The organism is Sorangium sp. So ce836, assembly GCF_028553905.1.
Lineage (GTDB): Bacteria > Myxococcota_A > Polyangia > Polyangiales > Polyangiaceae > Sorangium > Sorangium cellulosum_D.
In genome coordinates this window covers 2887715-2903745 of the sequence record NZ_CP102233.1, presented here as the reverse complement: position 1 = coordinate 2903745, position 16031 = coordinate 2887715, and the positions used below count along the sequence as shown (strand labels likewise).

10 protein-coding genes are annotated in these 16031 nt (G+C 72.9%); all 10 read left to right on the top strand.

Translation table 11 applies throughout. The features are described 5' to 3' along the window. Nucleotides 1–108: 108 nt before the first annotated feature. The 10 genes from NQZ70_RS10455 (at nucleotide 109) to NQZ70_RS10410 (ending at nucleotide 16021) form a co-directional block, all read left to right on the top strand. A complete protein-coding gene (locus NQZ70_RS10455) occupies nucleotides 109–4401 on the top strand; it encodes a HEAT repeat domain-containing protein (RefSeq protein ID WP_129574088.1) in 4293 nt (1430 codons plus the stop codon). Beyond that, nucleotides 4398–4991 carry a hypothetical protein gene (locus tag NQZ70_RS10450; RefSeq protein WP_129574087.1) on the top strand — a complete coding sequence of 198 codons (594 nt, stop codon included), beginning with the start codon at nucleotides 4398–4400 and terminating at the stop codon, nucleotides 4989–4991. Before NQZ70_RS10455 ends, NQZ70_RS10450 begins: the two co-directional genes overlap by 4 nt. Further along, complete coding sequence (tsaD, locus tag NQZ70_RS10445; protein WP_129574086.1) at nucleotides 4979–6043, top strand: tRNA (adenosine(37)-N6)-threonylcarbamoyltransferase complex transferase subunit TsaD; 1065 nt, start codon at nucleotides 4979–4981, stop codon at nucleotides 6041–6043. The genes NQZ70_RS10450 and tsaD overlap by 13 nt, the downstream gene beginning before the upstream one ends. Nucleotides 6044–6368: 325 nt before the next feature. Then, complete coding sequence (locus tag NQZ70_RS10440) at nucleotides 6369–7388, top strand: hypothetical protein (protein WP_129574085.1); 1020 nt, start codon at nucleotides 6369–6371, stop codon at nucleotides 7386–7388. Beyond that, nucleotides 7378–9243 carry a hypothetical protein gene (locus NQZ70_RS10435; RefSeq protein WP_129574084.1) on the top strand — a complete coding sequence of 622 codons (1866 nt, stop codon included), beginning with the start codon at nucleotides 7378–7380 and terminating at the stop codon, nucleotides 9241–9243. Before NQZ70_RS10440 ends, NQZ70_RS10435 begins: the two co-directional genes overlap by 11 nt. Nucleotides 9244–9245: 2 nt before the next feature. Continuing rightward, the gene (locus tag NQZ70_RS10430; RefSeq protein WP_129574083.1) at nucleotides 9246–10355 is read left to right on the top strand and encodes a PEGA domain-containing protein; all 1110 of its coding nucleotides are present in this window, start codon (nucleotides 9246–9248) and stop codon (nucleotides 10353–10355) included. Between the two features lie 11 nt (nucleotides 10356–10366). Then, the gene (locus tag NQZ70_RS10425) at nucleotides 10367–11971 is read left to right on the top strand and encodes a hypothetical protein (protein WP_129574082.1); all 1605 of its coding nucleotides are present in this window, start codon (nucleotides 10367–10369) and stop codon (nucleotides 11969–11971) included. 252 nt (nucleotides 11972–12223) lie between these two features. After that, a complete protein-coding gene (locus NQZ70_RS10420) occupies nucleotides 12224–13021 on the top strand; it encodes a hypothetical protein (RefSeq protein WP_165373901.1) in 798 nt (265 codons plus the stop codon). A 266-nt stretch (nucleotides 13022–13287) separates the two neighbouring features. Then, nucleotides 13288–14631 carry a PGRS family protein gene (locus tag NQZ70_RS10415; RefSeq protein WP_165373900.1) on the top strand — a complete coding sequence of 448 codons (1344 nt, stop codon included), beginning with the start codon at nucleotides 13288–13290 and terminating at the stop codon, nucleotides 14629–14631. Nucleotides 14632–14920: 289 nt separating this feature from the next. Then, nucleotides 14921–16021 carry a PEGA domain-containing protein gene (locus NQZ70_RS10410; RefSeq protein ID WP_165373899.1) on the top strand — a complete coding sequence of 367 codons (1101 nt, stop codon included), beginning with the start codon at nucleotides 14921–14923 and terminating at the stop codon, nucleotides 16019–16021. The last annotated feature ends 10 nt before the right edge of the window (nucleotides 16022–16031 follow it).

Here is a 16031-nt window from a genome sequence, read left to right as displayed (position 1 = left end):
GCCGAGCTCACCCGCCCGGCGCGCCCGGCGCCGCGATCGCGCCCCTCCCTGGAGGCGCCGCCGCCGCTCCGCGTGGCCGGCCGCGCACCGCCGATCTACCCTACCCCCGTGCGATCCCTCGTTCTGGCCGGCTGCCTCGCGGTCCTGATCCCCGCAGCCGCGACGCTCGCGATCCCGCACGCCGAGGCTGCGGATTTCGATCCCTCCGGCCGCGGCAAGCGCAAACCCAAGGCCCCGAAGCCCGGCGGCGGCAAGCCGGGCCCCGCCGCGCGGCCGCAGCCGGGACCGCGGCCGCAGCCCGAACGAGCGCCGCAGGCCAAGCCCGAGCCGGCCGAGGGCGCCGACGCGAAGCGGAGCGGGCCGTCGAACGACGCCCTCATCGCTCGCTACACGGCCATCGTCATGAGCCAGCCGAGCGCGCCCTTCCCGCTCCAGCGCCTCGCCCAGCTCTACCGCGAGCGCGACGGGAACCTGAAGAAGCTCGTCGAGGAGTTCGAGCGCCGCGCCGCGCAGCCCGGGGCCGACGCCTGGGCCTCCAAGGTCGTGCTCGCCGGCATCTACAAGCAGGACGGGCGCTACGACGACGCCATCAAGACGTACGAGGCCGCCATCGCGGATCGGCCGTCGGACCCGGCGGCGATGATGGCCCTCGCCCAGCTCGAAGCGGACCGCGGCGACAAGGCCCGCGCGCGGGCGCACTACGAGAAGGCGCTGCCGCTGCTCAAGCTCGCCGCTGACGTCGAGCAGACCCGGCGCACGCTGCTCGCGCTCTGCCTCGACCTCTCGGACTTCGACGCGGCCAAGGCGCACCACGACGCGCTCGTGAAGAACGCGCAGGGCTCGCTCTTCGTGAAGGCCGAGCTCGGGCGCGAGCTCTCCGCGCGCGGGCACCACGCGCGCGCCGAGGCCGAGTTCCGCGAGCTGGTGAAGGCCGCCGCCGGCGACAACCGGGCGCTCGCGCCGGCGCTGCGCGACCTCGGGCAGGCGCTCGCGCGGCAGAAGAAGATGGACGAGGCGCTCGCCGTGCTGAAGCGGGCGCTCTCCATCGCCGGCAACGCCGCCGGCGTGCGGGCAGAGATCCTGCTCATCATGACCGACGCCTTCCGCGCCGAGGGCAAGCTCGCCGAGCTCATCGCCATCCTCGAGGCCGAGCGGGGGCAGGACTTCCAGCGGCTCGCGACCCTCGGCGCGCTGTACGAGGAGACCGGCGACGTCGACAAGGCGATCGCGATCTACCGGAGGGCGCTCGCGCTCGACGGCAAGCACATCGACACGCGGCTCCGGCTCGTGCACCTGCTCCAGACCGCCGGCGAGCTCGACACCGCGATCCGCGAGTACGAGCTCCTGATCAAGGCGGCCCCGAACAACGCCGACTTCGTGTTCGAGCTGTGCGAGACGCTCATCCAGCGGGGCGACCGGCCGAAGGCGCTCGCGCTGCTCACCCAGCTCGAGGGGCGCGTCGCGGACGAGCCCGAGACGCTCGCCGCCGTCGCCGACTTCTACGAGCGCGTCGAGGAGAAGGACCGGGCCCTCAAGGTGCTCCAGCGGCTCGCCGGGGCCGCGGGCGGGGATCCGAGCCACCTCGTCGACCTCGGCGACCGGTACTTCCAGGCGGGCGACAAGAAGAAGGCGCTGGAGACCTGGGCGCGCATCAAGCAGGTCGTGCCGAGCCGAGCGCGCGCCGCGGCCACCCTCGGCGAGGTGTACCTCGACCACGACATGGTGACCGAGGCGCTCGCCGCGCTCCGGGAGGCCACGCAGCTCGAGCCCGCGAACGCGCGCTACAAGAAGGCGCTGGCGATCGCGCTGGAGCGCACCGCGAGCTCGCTCGGCAACGCCGGGCCGCGCTACGCCGAGGCGCGCGAGCTGTGGGAGCAGCTGCTCGCCGGCGCGGGCAACGACAAGCTGCTCGCGCGCGAGGCGCGCACCCACATCGTCAGCCTCTGGTCGCTCACCCGCGAGCTGCCGGGCCGCGTCGGGCCGCTCGTCGCGCGCTTCAACGCGACCCCGCCCGACCTCGAGGCGGGGCGGCTGCTCGCCGAGGTGCAGCGCAAGCTGCACCGGCTGCCCGACGCCGAGGCCACGCTCCGCAAGCTCGTCCAGGCCGCGCCGGGCGACGAGGACTCGCTCCTCGCGCTGGAGCGCGTGCTCGTGCTCCAGCAGAACCTCCTCGGCGCCATCGACGTGCTCGGCAAGCTCGTCGAGGTGAACCCGAAGCGGGCCCGCGAGTTCTACCAGCGCATGGCGCAGTACGCCGCGGAGCTCTACCGCGACGACGACGCGATCCGGTACGCCGCGCGCGCCGTCGAGCTGTCGCCCGAGGACGCGAGCGGCCACCAGAAGCTCGGCGACATGTACCGGAGGCGGCAGGACTTCCCGCGCGCCATCGCCGAGTACCGGCAGGCGCTCGCGAAGAACGACCGGCTGTTCCCCGTCTACTTCGACCTCGCCGAGCTCCTGCTCACCGCGGGGCAGGCCGACGAGGCCGACCGGCTCTTCCGGCGCGTCGTGCGGGCGTCGAACGACGAGGAGCTCGTCGCGCGCGCGGCGCGGATGTCGATGCAGGTGAACCTCGGCCGGGGCTCGCTCGAGGTGCTCGAGCGCGAGCTCCTGCCGGTCGCGGTCGGCAACCCGCAGAAGCCGCTCTACCGGCGGCTGCTCGTCGAGCTGTACGGGGCGATGACCTTCCCGCTGATGCAGAAGGCCCGCGCCGAGGGCGGCGCGGCGAGCGCGGCCGCGCGCGCGGAGCTCGCGAAGATCGGCGCGCGCGCGGTGAAGCCGCTGCTCGACGCGCTCGCCGACGACAAGGAGTCGCAGCAGAAGGTCGCGATCGAGGTGCTGGCCTACGTCGAGAACAAGAGCGCCGGGCCGGCGCTCTACAACTTCGCGATCGGGCAGGCGGACAAGGGCCTGCGCGCCCGCGCGATGATCGCGTGCGGCGCGCTGCGCGACCCGTCGATGCTGGAGCGCTACGAGCAGATGCTCGCGCCGCGGGACGCCGCGGCGACCGTGCTGCCGAACGACGCGGTCGCGGTCGCGGCGACCTGGGGCGTGGCGCGGCTCGCCGCGGGCGGCGGCCGGCCCGCGGCGAAGGCCGAGGCGCTGCTCGCGCGGCTCCTGTCCTCGCCGGCGCCGGAGGTGCGGGCGATCGCGGCGGTCGGCCTCGGGCTGACGCACGACCGGAAGCACGCGGCGGCGCTGTCCGCGGTCGCGCGGGCGCCCGAGGCCGGCTCGGTGCCGCGCGCGGCCGCGGTCCGCGCGCTGGGCGAGATCGGCGGCGGCGGCGAGGGGCCCGCGCTGTTCATGGCGCTCGCCGACTCGAGCGAGCCGGAGCTCCGCCGCGCGGCGCTGCTCACGCTCGCGCGGCTCGGCGACGGCGCCTCGACGAAGGGCGGCCCCGGCGACGCCGAGGCGCCCGCCTCGGGGGGCGCCGCGCAGGCGATCGCGGCCGGCGCGTTCTCTTCGGACGAGGGGCTGCGCGCGGCCGCGGTGTCGGCGGCGGTCGCGCTCACGCGGCGGGCCTACCCGCGCGCGCGCGAGCCGCTGCCCGTGCCGGACGGGGCGCTGACGGTGAAGGACGTGCTCGCGGGGCTCGATCCGGATCCGCCCGCCCCGGAGGACCGCGCCGCCGCGCTCGTCGCGCTCGGCCCGGCGCTCCAGAAGGCGGCGGTCGCCGCCGTCGCGACGTCGCCGGAGCGGGCGCTGGTCGTCGCGGACGCGATCCTGTCGCGCGGCGCGGCCGGCCCGCGCGGCGCGGGCGCGGGCGCGGCCGGCGATCGCGGCGCCGACGGCGGCGGGGCGGCGCTCGGGCTCGCGCCGTTCACGGATGGGCGCGCCGAGCTCGCCCCGGAGCTCCGGCGGCAGGTCGAGGCGGCCGTGGAGGGGGTCGCGGCCGCGGTCGTGAGCGGGTTCGTGGCGCTCGTGCGGCACCCGGCGATCGAGGTGCGCACGCGCGCGGTGGAGCTGCTCGCGACGCGGCCCGAGCCCGAGGCGCAGGCCGCGGTGGTCGACGCGCTCGGCGATCCGGAGGAGAGCGTGCGGCGGGCGGCGCTCGCGGCGCTCGGCGCGGTCCGGCACGGGCCGACCATCGCCGCGGTCTCGGAGCTCCTGCGGACCTCGCCGAGCTGGCCGCTCCGCGTCCGCGCGGCGGAGGCCCTCGGCCGGCTGGGCGCGCCGGGCGGCGGCGGCGCGGCCGGCGGGCGGCCGGGCCAGGTCGCGGAGACGCTCGGCGCGGCGGCCCGCTCCGACGCGTACGCCCTCGTGCGCGAGGCGGCGGCGCGCGCGCTCGCCTCGGCGGACCGCGCGGCGGCGGCGCCGGTGCTGCAGCACCTCGCGGCGCGCGACCCCGAGCCGCGCGTGCGCCAGGCCGCGGCCGAGCTGATGCGGGGCGGCGCGCCGTGAGCGCCGCTGCAGCGCCCGGGCCGCGGCGCGTCCCGCTGCGGCTCGCGCCGCTCGTCCTGGCCGGCGCGGCGGCCGCGGCGGGCGGCGCGGCCGGCTGCGACGACGTGAGCCGGTTCTCGACGGCCGACGGCGAGGCCTACTGCGGCGCGATCACGCTGGGCGGCGCGTTCCGCGCGGGGTTGAGCCCGCGGGTGCAGATGCGGCTGTCGCTCGACGCGGGCGCGCTCGACGGGCCGGAGCCGCCGGGCGCGCTGTGGACCTACGAGGCGCCCGACGGGGCCGCGCCGGAGCGGCGCCTCCTCGACGGCGCGCCGCTCCGGCCGATCGCCGTGCTCGCCCACGATCCCCTGTCGCGGCTGGAGTTCGGCGAGGGCCGCGAGCGCAACGCGATCTACGCGGTGAGCGCGTCGGATCCTGCGGCGGAGCCGCTGCTCGCGATCCTGTCGCTGCGCACCGACGAGTCGGTCGAGGTCCGCCTGCTCCGGCCGGGCCGGGAGCCGCTTGCGCCGGGCGAGGCGCAGGGGGAGGGACAGCGGCAGGTGTTCGGCAATTTCAGGCTGACGCGGCGGACGGGGACATGCGGGTTCTAGGGATCGAGACATCGTGCGACGAGACGGCGGCGGCGGTGGTGACCGAGGGCGGCGACGTCCTCTCCGACGTCGTGCGCAGCCAGGTGGAGCTGCACGCGCCATACGGCGGGGTCGTGCCCGAGGTCGCGGCGCGCGATCATGCGCGCGCGGTGGTCCCGGTGGTACGCGAGGCGCTCTCGCGCGCCGGCGTCGCGGCGGCGGACCTCGACGGCGTCGCGGTGACATCGCGGCCGGGGCTCGCCGGGGCGCTGCTCGTCGGCCTGCAGGCCGCGAAGGGGCTCGCGTGGGCGGCGGGCAAGCCGCTCGTCGGCGTCGATCACCTCGTCGGGCACCTGCTCGCGGTGTTCCTGCGGCGGGGCGGCGCGCCGCCGCAGGAGGAGCGGCCGTCGTTCCCGTACGTCGCGCTGCTCGCCTCGGGCGGGCACACCGCGATCTACCGGGTGGACGGCCCCTCGCTCGGCGCGATCCGCGAGCTCGGCGCGACGCGCGACGACGCGGCGGGCGAGGCGTTCGACAAGGTGGCGAAGCTGCTCGGCCTCGGGTATCCGGGCGGCCCGGTGGTCGACCGGCTCGCGGCCACGGGGGATCCGGCGGCCGCGTCGGAGGCGGTGCCGGCGGTGATGGCGCGGAAGGAGTCGCTGGAGTTCAGCTTCTCGGGCATCAAGAGCGCGGTGGCGCGCCACGTGGCGAAGCGGGGGCGGCCGGAGGGGCAGGCGCTCCACGACCTCTGCGCGGCGTTCCAGGGCGCGGTGGTCGACGCGCTCGTGCAGAAGACCGTGCGGGCCGCGCGGATCGAGGGGGTCGAGCGGGTGGTGCTCGCGGGGGGCGTCGCGGCGAACCGGGGGCTCCGGGCGAGGATGGCGGCGGCGTGCGAGCGGCGGGGGCTCGCGCTGTTCGTCCCGCCGTTCGCGAGCTGCACGGACAACGGGGCGATGATCGCGTATGCGGGCGCGCTGCGGCTCGCGGCCGGGGAGCGGGACGCGCTGGATCTCGCGCCGGAGACGAGGACGGCGCTGCCGCGGGTCACCCGGAAGGGCGGCGGCGCGCGGTGAGCGGGACAGGCCGGTAGCGGGGCGTCGCGGGAAGCGGCACGGGCGCGGGGCGCGAGGTGTGTGGGGCCATGGCGAACGCTGGCGTGCGGTGGCGAATGGTGGCGAACGATGGCGAACGATGGCGAACGATGGCGAACGATGGCGAACGATGGCGAACGATGAAGGGACGGCTCGTGCCGAGGATTACCTCGGACTTGTCCGCTGCGGCGAGCCGTGGTCTGATGAGAGCTCAGGACTCAGGCCGGCCCGCGCTGGCCGTTTTTCCGGCCGCACGGGACAGGACAGCTTGGGATAGCCGCCCGTCGGGGCGCGAGGTTTGAGGGCCATGCAGGTTGTTCTACCGATTGTGCTTGGGTTGGTGGCGGTGGCGTGCGGCGCGGGCGTCGTGTTCTTGCTGATGCAGGTGGCGCCGCTGAGGCGGCAGCTGAAGGACGCGAACCAGCACATCGAGGCGCTCCGGCAGGCGAAGAACCAGCTGGAGCAGATGCGGGGGCAGTACGCGCAACTCCAGCAGGCGCTCGACATCGCGCGGGGCGAGGACCGGCAGAAGGTCGACTGGCTCGACGCCCAGCAGAAGGAGATCGACTGGTACAAGAGCGAGCTCGAGAGCCGGCCGAAGATCACGCAGAAGCGCTACAAGATCCTGACCCTGGGCATCAAGTGGACCGGCAAGACGTCGCTCACGCTCAAGTGGGCGAATCCGCTCGTGGATCTCGGCACGCTGCAGGGGACGAAGATCGAGCGTTACGAGCGGACGGTCAGCCACGTGCTCACGAAAGAGGTCTTGACGGAGCACGTGTTCGAGATCGGCGACTGGGGCGGCGAGCACATCGTGGACGCGCAGCAGGAGCTCATCATGGAGGAGATCCACGGGCTCCTGATGGTGGTGGATCTCGCGGGCAAGGACGGGCAGAAGCTCGAGCCGTCGCGGATCCAGGAGCAGCTCCGGGAGTTTCAGCCGCAGTCGTTGCAGTTCTTCTTCAGCCCGAAGACGCTGGCGTCGTGCAAGGCGGTGGTGCTGTTCATCAACAAGTCCGATGTTCTGTCCGGGACGCCGGCCGAGGTGGAGAGGGAGGCGCGCGGGTATTACAAGCCGCTCATCGACAGCCTCGAGCGGTACAAGAACCACATCGACATTCGGGTGCTGGTCGGTTCGGCGAGCTACGGGCACAGCACGCACCATCTGTTCTCGCACTTCGTGGAGCGGATCCTCCCGAAGAACGCGTACGATCCGCAGCTGCTCCAGCGGATGAAGGCGGACATCGGGCCGAATCCGGCGCTGTCGCGCACCGCGCAGCTCCCGGCCCCGCAGATGCCGCAGCAGGTCAGGCCCAATGTACGGTAGCGAGGGCGCCTCGGGGTATGTGATCCCGCGGTACCGCGCGCCTGCGGAGGCGTCGTGGTATCACGTGCTGCACGGGAACATCCCTGGGCATCAGATCGATTTCATGTACTGCCCGGAGGTGCCGCAGGGGGCGCTGACGACGACGCATTTCAGCCACCTGGCGCGGCTGATGAAGTACATCGAGCCCGCGACGGGGGCGACGCATGCGTTCGCGATCGGCAACCTGTCGCGCGACGACACGCAGCACGAGCCTGGGCACGGGGCGATGGGGCTCATCTTCGGGTTCCGGATCGGCGGGGCGATGGATCACGCCGGTCGGGGGAATCCGCCGTTCGCGCACGGGATCGTCGCGGTGGATCGGGACCTCGGGTACACGTCGCTCCTGGAGGCGTCGGCGACGTTTTACCGGCACGTGATGAACGCGACGGAGGTCAACTCGTCGGCGGGCATGTTTTACCGCGAGTATGTGGGCGCGGTGCGCGACGCGCCGGAGCGTGTGGCGCACGTGCTGGAGCGGTACGTCGAGGAGTTCGGGGATCTGCCGTACCTGCGGCGGAGCAGCGCGACGTGGGACTGGGTGGCGGACGAGGGGTCGCTGCCGAAGCGCGTCGTGATCGTGCACAAGCACGATGAGCCGTTCGGGGCCATCGCGCACGCCGCGGCGAGGATCGCGACGGTGCTGTACCGGTCGAACATCAAGTGGACGTCGATCACGAGCGGGCGTGAGGCGGACATCCCGGGTGGGGTGTCGGTGCGGTTCGTGCGGGAGCGCGACGTGACGATGGAGGATCGTCACGGGGCGCTGCTGCGGATCGAGGACGTCGCGGAGGACGAGGGGGAGATCGCGCGCAAGCTGTTCGGGGCGCGGCCGCAGGGCGAGACGGGGGAGAAGCCGCAGTTCGGCGGGTGGCGCGAGCGGTATGCGGCGCAGCAGGCGGGGGGCGCGGCGCACCTCTCGCAGACCGCCGGTGGGCCGGCGCCTGCGGGGCCCGTGTCGGAGCGGGGGCGGATGCCGTCGGCGCCGCCGGCGCAGCGGCGGGTCGAGGCGCGCGCGGCCGAGGGGGCGAGCGCGGGGGCGGCGTCGTCGGCGATGGGGCCGAAGGGGACGCTGGTCATCGACGCGGAGAAGCTGCTGCGCGAGGCGGGGCTCGTGGAGGCGGGGCCGGGGAATGCGGTGATCGGGGCCGCGGGGGGGTCCGCTGTGGGCGGCGTGCCGCCGATCTCGAGGGGTCCGGCGGATCTGACGCGGCCGGGGGCGGGGGCGCCGCCGTTGCCGATGGCCGCCGGCAGGGGCGTGCCGCAGGCGCCGGCGATGCCGCCGGTCTCGGCGCGCAGCGCCGCGGGGGAGGACGATGTCGGGGAGATTCCGATCGTCGTCGAGCAGCCTCAGAAATCTCGGAAGGCGCTCTGGGCGGTGGCGGGGCTCGGGTGCGCCGCCGCGGTGGGGGCTGTGGCGTGGGCGGTCGTGTCGAGGGGCCCGGGAGCGCAGCCGGCGCCGCCGGAGGAGCCCTCGGCGGCCCCGACGACGGTGGGCGGGGCGCCGGGGACGAGCGTGAAGGAGGGGGCGGAGGCGGCAGCGCCGCAGCCCACGGCGGGGCCGCAGGCGCCGGGGGCGGCGTCGGCGCCGGAGGGCGCGGCGCCGCCGGAGGGGGCGGCGCGCGCCGGGGAGGATGGGCAGGCGAAGCCGCCGGCGTCGGCGCCGACGGCGAGCCAGCAGCGGAAGGCCGGCGGCGGCAGAGCGGGGTCGAAGCCGTCCGGCGCGCAGCAGCAACGCGGGAAAGACGGGAAAGACACAGAGCGCGCTCCAGACGACCAGAAGCCGGTGGGCGCGATTCAACCGAAGGTAAAGTTTTGATCATGCGTCTCGCGCAGAGTGTTCCGTGGATGTGCTTCGTCGGCCTGCTGACGGCCGCCTCGCCGAGCGAGGCGCAGCCGAAGGGAGGCGCCTCGCCGGGGGGCGCGGGGCAGCAGGGCGCGGCGGGCCAGACGGCGATCCAGGCGCCGCGCGCGCCCAGCGAGGCGATGAGCGACAAGGCCAGGAAGCTCTACATGGAGGGCGTGACCGCCTCGGAGAAGGGGCGGTGGGCCGACGCCTATGCGTCGTTCGTGGCGGCGTGGGCGCTGCAGAAGCACTACACGATCGCCGGCGGGATAGGCACCTGCGAGCTGATGCTGCAGCGCTATCCGGACGCGGCCAAGCACCTCGCCATCTACGTGCGCGAGATCGAGAAGGACGCGACGGCGACGCCGGACGAGCGCGCCGCCGCGCTCAAGACGTATGCGCAGGCGCGGGCGAAGGTGGGCGCGGTCCGGCTGCACGTCGACGTGGAAGACGCCGAGGTGCGCGTGGGGCAGGAGGTCGTCGGGACCGTGCCGCTCCAGGATCCGGTGTTCCTGGAGCCGGGGACGCATACGATCTCGGTGCGGCGGCAAGGGTACGAGCCGGCGAGCGTCGCGGTGGAGCTGAAGGCGGGCGAGGAGATCGAGCGGAGCGTCGAGCTGAAGAGCGCGCGGGCGAGCGAGCCGGCGACGGGGGAGAGGCCGGGGCCGGCGTGGCAGGGGGGTTTGGGGAAGGGCGGCGATCCCCCGCCGAACAAGACGCTGCTCATCGCGGGAGGGGCGGTGGCGGGGGTGGGGGTGATCGCGGGGACGGTGTTCACGATCCTCTCTGTCGCAAAGGCGAACGACGCGGAGGAGCTGCGCGACGAGGTCCGCGCCGACAAAATGCTCAAAGGGCGCTGCCCCAGCACGGAGTCGCCGGCGGTCTGCGCGAAGCTGAGCGATACGGTCGACCTCCAGTACGCGTTCATCAACGTGGCTATCGGCAGCTTCATCGTCGGGGCAGCCGGGGTGGGAACGGTGGTCTATGCCCTGGCCGACCGGCCTTCCGCGCCGGATCGTCGCGTGCAGGTCGCGCCGCTCGTGGGGTCGGGCGTGACGGGTCTTTCCTTGAGCGGTCGATTCTGAGCGGAGGCACGGTGAATCGGGAAGTCAGCAGGACGCGTCATCGCCTTGGTTGTCGCTTCGCCGCGACGCTTCTCTTGGGGTCGGTGGCCATCGGGATCCAGGTGAGCGGGTGCTCCTATGATGATCCCTGCGCGGCCAAGCTCGTCGGCTGCCCCCTGGGTGTTGGCGGGAACGGCGGCACGGGCGGGGACGGCGGCGGTGGCGGGATCGTTCCTCCGCCGGCAGGCTGCGACCCGGAGATCGCCGAGGGCGGCGTCGACGAGGGATGTGGGGTGTTCGTGGCTGCCAACGGCAGGGGCGGTGCTGACGGCACGAAGACGGAACCGCTCAAGTCGATCAACGAGGCCATCGAGCTCGCGGTGAGCGGCGGCTCGAAGCGCGTGTACCTGTGCGCCACTGACGAGGACGAGCCGTTCGACGAGGCCGTCACGGTACCGGCAGGTGTAACGCTTTACGGAGGGCTCAACTGCTCGGCCAATTGGGAGCTGGACAGAACGAGCAAAACGCACCTGACGGCGCCGCAAAGAGACGTTCCACTCAGATTGAATGCATCTAACGGGACCGTGCGGATCCTGGATTTGCATGTCAAGGCGAAACCCATCGTCATTGACTTCGATGACCCGGACTATGCTGAGAATTACGGAAAATCGTCCATCGCCGCCATCGCCGATGGCGGCAGCGGTGAGGTAGAGAACGGCAGCGTGGAGTTCGTGCGGTGCACGCTGGAGGCGGACGAGGCTGCGCCGGGAGCCCCGGGGGTGCCTTTCACCTCCGGTTCGCAACGCGCCGCACAGGGGCAGGACGGCAGCGCCGGCAATAAGGCATGCACGGCGGCTCTCGTGCCTGCGAATGCGCCTCCCCAGAACGACTGCGGAACGCCGGACGATCCCAGCGATGACTCGATTGGAGGAACTGGCGGCAGCGGTACTGCAGCCCAAGCGGGCGCGGGCAGCGCCGGTTCTCCCGGCGAGACGGAGAATTTGAATGGTGGCACGCGCGGTACCGGGACTTGCGGCGACGGCCGTCTGGGCAGGAACGGCGAAGACGGTGGCCCAGGCGCGAACGCGAGCGGCAAGGGTAAGCTTTCGAGCGACGGATACACCGGTTCTGCTGGTGAGGACGGTAAGCCTGGCACTCCAGGCCAAGGCGGCGGAGGTGGCGCCGGCGCGAGGGGCGGCAGCGGCGCATGCCCCGCCGGCTCACCGGGCACCGGCGGCGCCAGCGGCGGCTCCGGCGGCGCCGGCGGCTGCGGCGGCAAGGGAGGCAAGGGCGGCGGGCCAGGCGGCGCCAGCATCGCCCTCGTCAGCATCCATGCAAAACTCAGCTTTCAAGAAGTTCAGCTCATCGCCAAGGCCGGCGGGACCGGCGGAGGGGGCGCCGCGGGCCAGGCCGGCGGCCTCGGCGGTGAGTCGGGGCCTGGTGGCGAGGGTCCGACCACGATGAGCACCGGCTGCATCGGCGGCATCGGCGGCAACGGCGGCAACGGCGGCACCGGCGGCAAGGGCGGCGACGGCCATTCCCTCGGCATCGCCTACGTCGGCACGCCGCCGCCGAGCGAAGGCGTCACCATCGACGCCCAGGGCAACGATGAAACCGTAAAGTTCGACGACCCCTGATCTCTCCGTTCTACGATGCCTGCCGTGAGCTCCTGCCGAAACCTCAGCCCGGCTCTTCTCCTCGGGCTCACGCTCCTGGCCATCTCGCCTGCCGCTGCCGCCCAGCCATCCCAGCCCACCGCCGAAGCGAAGCTCGCGGCCAAGGCGCTCGCCGACAAGGGCTGGGAGCTCTTCAACGCCGGCCGTTACGAGGACGCGCTCACTGCGTTTCGCGGCGCCGAGGCCCAGGTGCACGCCCCTCCGTTCCTGGTCATGGAGGCACGCTCCTGCGAGCGCCTCGGTCGATTGCTCGAGGCGCGATCGCTCTACCAGCGCGTCCTGGACGAGCCGCTCGCGGCCACCGCTCCGCGCGCCTTCCAGCAGGCGCAAGCCGACGCGAAGGCCGAGCTCGCCGCCCTCGCACCGCGCATCCCGACCCTGGAGGTCGCCCTCGGCCGCACTCCGCAAGGGGCGGTGGAGCTGACGCTCGACGGAGAGCGCATCGCCCCGGCGAAGACGGTAGACGTCGACCCCGGCGAGCACACGCTGTCCGGCGTCGTGCCAGGGCGCCCGCCGGTGAATAGGACGATCCGGCTGGACGAGAGGGCGAAGGCGTACATCGTCCTCGACCTGGCGCCGCCACCCGCCGAAGCTCGGCCGGAGCGCAGCGCGCCAGCCACATCAGGGGACGATTTGCGGAAGTCCTTGTTCATCGGCGGCGGAGTTGCGGCGGGGGTGGGTGTGATCGCGGGCACCGCGTTCACGCTCCTCTACTCCGGGAAGGCGGTCGATGCGGAGAATCTACGTCAGCGAATTCGTTCCGGTGCTGCACCGGAAAGATATTGCCCCGATCCCAGATCGCCGTCGATCTGCGCAGAATTGAACGATACGGTCGACACCCAGTACGTATTCGCCAATGTCGCCCTTGGCAGCTTCATCCTCGGGGCAGCCGGGGTGGGAGCCGTGATCTACGCGCTCGTGGACAGGCCCTCCGCACCGGTCCGGCGCGCGCACGTCGCGCCGCTCGTGGGGTCCGGCGTGGCGGGTCTTTCGTTGAGCGGGCGATTTTAAGCGGAGAGATCGTGAACCGGGGGATCAGCAGGATGGGTCATCGTCTTGGTTGTCGCTTCGCGGCGATGCTTCTCCTGGGGGCGACATCTGTAGGGATCCAGGCGAGCGGGTGCAAAGCTAGCCCCGAGGAGAGGGCGAGTACCAGGCCATCAGGTGTTGGCGGGCACGGCGGCACGGGCGGGGATGGCGGCGGTGGCGGGATCGTTCCTCCGCGGCCAGAGTGCGACCCGGAGATCGCCGAGAGCGGGGTCGGCGACGGGTGCGGGGTGTTCGTGTCGATGCAGGGCGCCGATGGCGCTGACGGCACGAAGGCGGAGCCGCTCAAGTCGATCAACGAGGCCGTCGAGCTCGCGGTAAGCAACGGCACGAGGCGCGTCTACTTGTGCGCCAACGACGAGGGCGAGCCCTTCGACGAAGCCGTCACGGTGCCCGCGGGTCTGACGGTTTACGGCGGGCTCAACTGCGCGGCGAACTGGGAGTGGGAGAAAGCAAGCAAAACGATCCTGACCGCGCCGCAAGGAGAGGTTCCACTCAGATTGAATGCAGCTGACGGGAGCGTGCGGATCCTGGATTTGCATGTCAAGGCGCGACCGATCGACATTGACTTCAATGAACAAAACCATGCTGAGAATTACGGAAAGTCGTCCATCGCCGCCATCGCCGATGGCGGCAGCGGCGAGGTAGATAACGGAAGCGTGGAGCTCGTGCGGTGCACGCTGGAGGCGGACGAGGCTGCGCCGGGATTCCCTGGGGACGACGTCACAGCCGGCCCGCCCCGCGCCGCGAACGGGCAGGACGGCAGCGCAGGCAATGCTGCGTGCACGGCGGCTATCGTGTCGCCGAATGCGCCTCCCGAGAACGACTGCGGAACGCCGGACGATCCCGGCGATGACTCCATCGGTGGAATCGGCGGAAGCGGCTCCGCAGCTTCGGCAGCCCCTGGCAGCGCTGGTTCTCCCGGCGATACAGAGAATTTGAACGGTGGCACGCGCGGTACCGGGGCTTGCGGCGACGGCCGTGTGGGCAGGAACGGCGAAGAAGGTGGCCCAGGCGGGGCCGCAAGCGGCAAGGGTAAGCTTTCGAGCGACGGATACACCGGTTCTCCTGGCGAGGACGGTAAGCCTGGCACTCCCGGCCAAGGCGGCGGAGGCGGCGCCGGCGCGAGGGGCGGCAGCGGCGCATGCCCCACCGGCTCACCGGGTACCGGCGGCGCCAGCGGCGGCTCCGGCGGCGCCGGCGGCTGCGGCGGCAAGGGCGGCAAGGGCGGCGGGCCAGGCGGCTCCAGCATCGCCCTCGTCAGCATCCATGCAAAGCTCAGCTTCCAGCAGGTTCAGCTCATCGCCAAGGCCGGCGGTACCGGTGGCGAGGGTACCGCGGGCCAGCTCGGCGGCCTCGGCGGTGAGCCGGGGCCTGGTGGCGACGGTCCGACCACACTGAGCACCGGCTGCACCGGCGGCACCGGCGGCAACGGCGGCAACGGCGGCACCGGCGGCAAGGGCAGCGACGGCCATTCCCTCGGCATCGCCTACGTCGGCACTGCGCCGCCCGACGAGGGCGTCACCATCGACGCCCAGGGCAGCAACGACATCATGGCCTTCGACGCTCCCTGACGTCCCACAACGGCAGTCGCCCGCCAGATCACCGCCCCTTCGCACCTCGCCCCCAGCCCACGCAGGACCGCAGCGAAACACATCGAGCGCCCCGGCCGACGACGCACCTGCTGCCTCATCACGGCGCCCGCCCCGCGACAGCGCGCCACAGCCCGTTCAGGCAAGGACACCAAAGATCCCCCGCGGAATCCCCGGCGCCTCCCCCCGGGCAGCATCCCGACGCCCCGCCCCCTCGTCGAGCCCGCCAAAATCCGCTGCGAGCGCTCCGACCGCAGGTAAGATGGTGCCCATGCGCTTCTCCCAGGTCGTCCCGCTGCTCTGCCTGCCAGGCCTGCTCGCCTCCACCTCGCCGGCCGACGCGCAGCCGAAGAGCAGCGCTCCGCCGACGAGCACCGCCACGCCGAAGGCCCGCCGCCCCAGGATCCAGCGCGCCCCGAGCGACGCCATGAGCGACAAGGCGCGCAAGCTCTACATCGAGGGCGTCGCCGCGTCCGAGCAGAACCGGTGGGCCGACGCCTACGCCTCGTTCGTCGCGGCCTGGGCGCTGCAAAAGCACTACACCATCGTCGGAGGCATCGGCACGTGCGAGCTGATGCTGCAGCGGTACCGGGACGCCGCCGAGCACCTCGCGATCTATGTGCGCGAGCTCGCGAAGGACACGACCGCGACCGCGGAAGAGCGCGAGGCCGCGGCGGCGGCCTACGCGCAGGCGCGCGCGGAGGTGGGCGCGGTGGTCGTGAGCGCCAACGTGCCGGGCTCGAAGGTGCTGGTGGACGGCTCCCCCGTCGGGACGACGCCGCTCGTCGACCCGGTGTTCGTGGAGCCGGGACCGCACACGATCACCGTGCAGCACGACGGCCATGCGCCGAAGAGCAGCGAGGTGGACGTCGCCAGAGGGAGCCAGATCGAGCGCGCCTTCGAGCTCGAGAAGCTGGTGGTGCGCGCACCGCCGGAGCCGGCGCCAGCGCCGCCCCCGCCCGACGTGGCGGAGCGGAGCTCGGCGCCAATCGTGGCGGGCGCTTCGGTGGCCGCGGCGGGGGTGATCGCGGGGGTCGTGTTCACGCTCGTCGCGAACGCGAAGGCGAGCAGCGTGAGAGAGCAGCACGCGAGGGTCAAAGGGATGAATGTGAATGACGGAGGCGTGAACTGCGCGGCCCCCTCCAGCACCGAGCAGACGCAGCCGTGTGACAGGCTGAGAACGTTGGTCGACGATAGAGATCTCTTCAGCAACCTGGCGCTGTGGAGCTTCGTCGGCGGAGGCGCGGTCGCCGTCGGGACGCTCGGTTACTGGCTTGCCAGCCCATCGACCCCCCCGGAGAAGCGGCACGTCCGCGTCGTTCCGCTCGTGGCGCCTGGCGGCGGGAGAATCGTCGCTGGCGGTGTTTTCTGAAGCGAGGAAC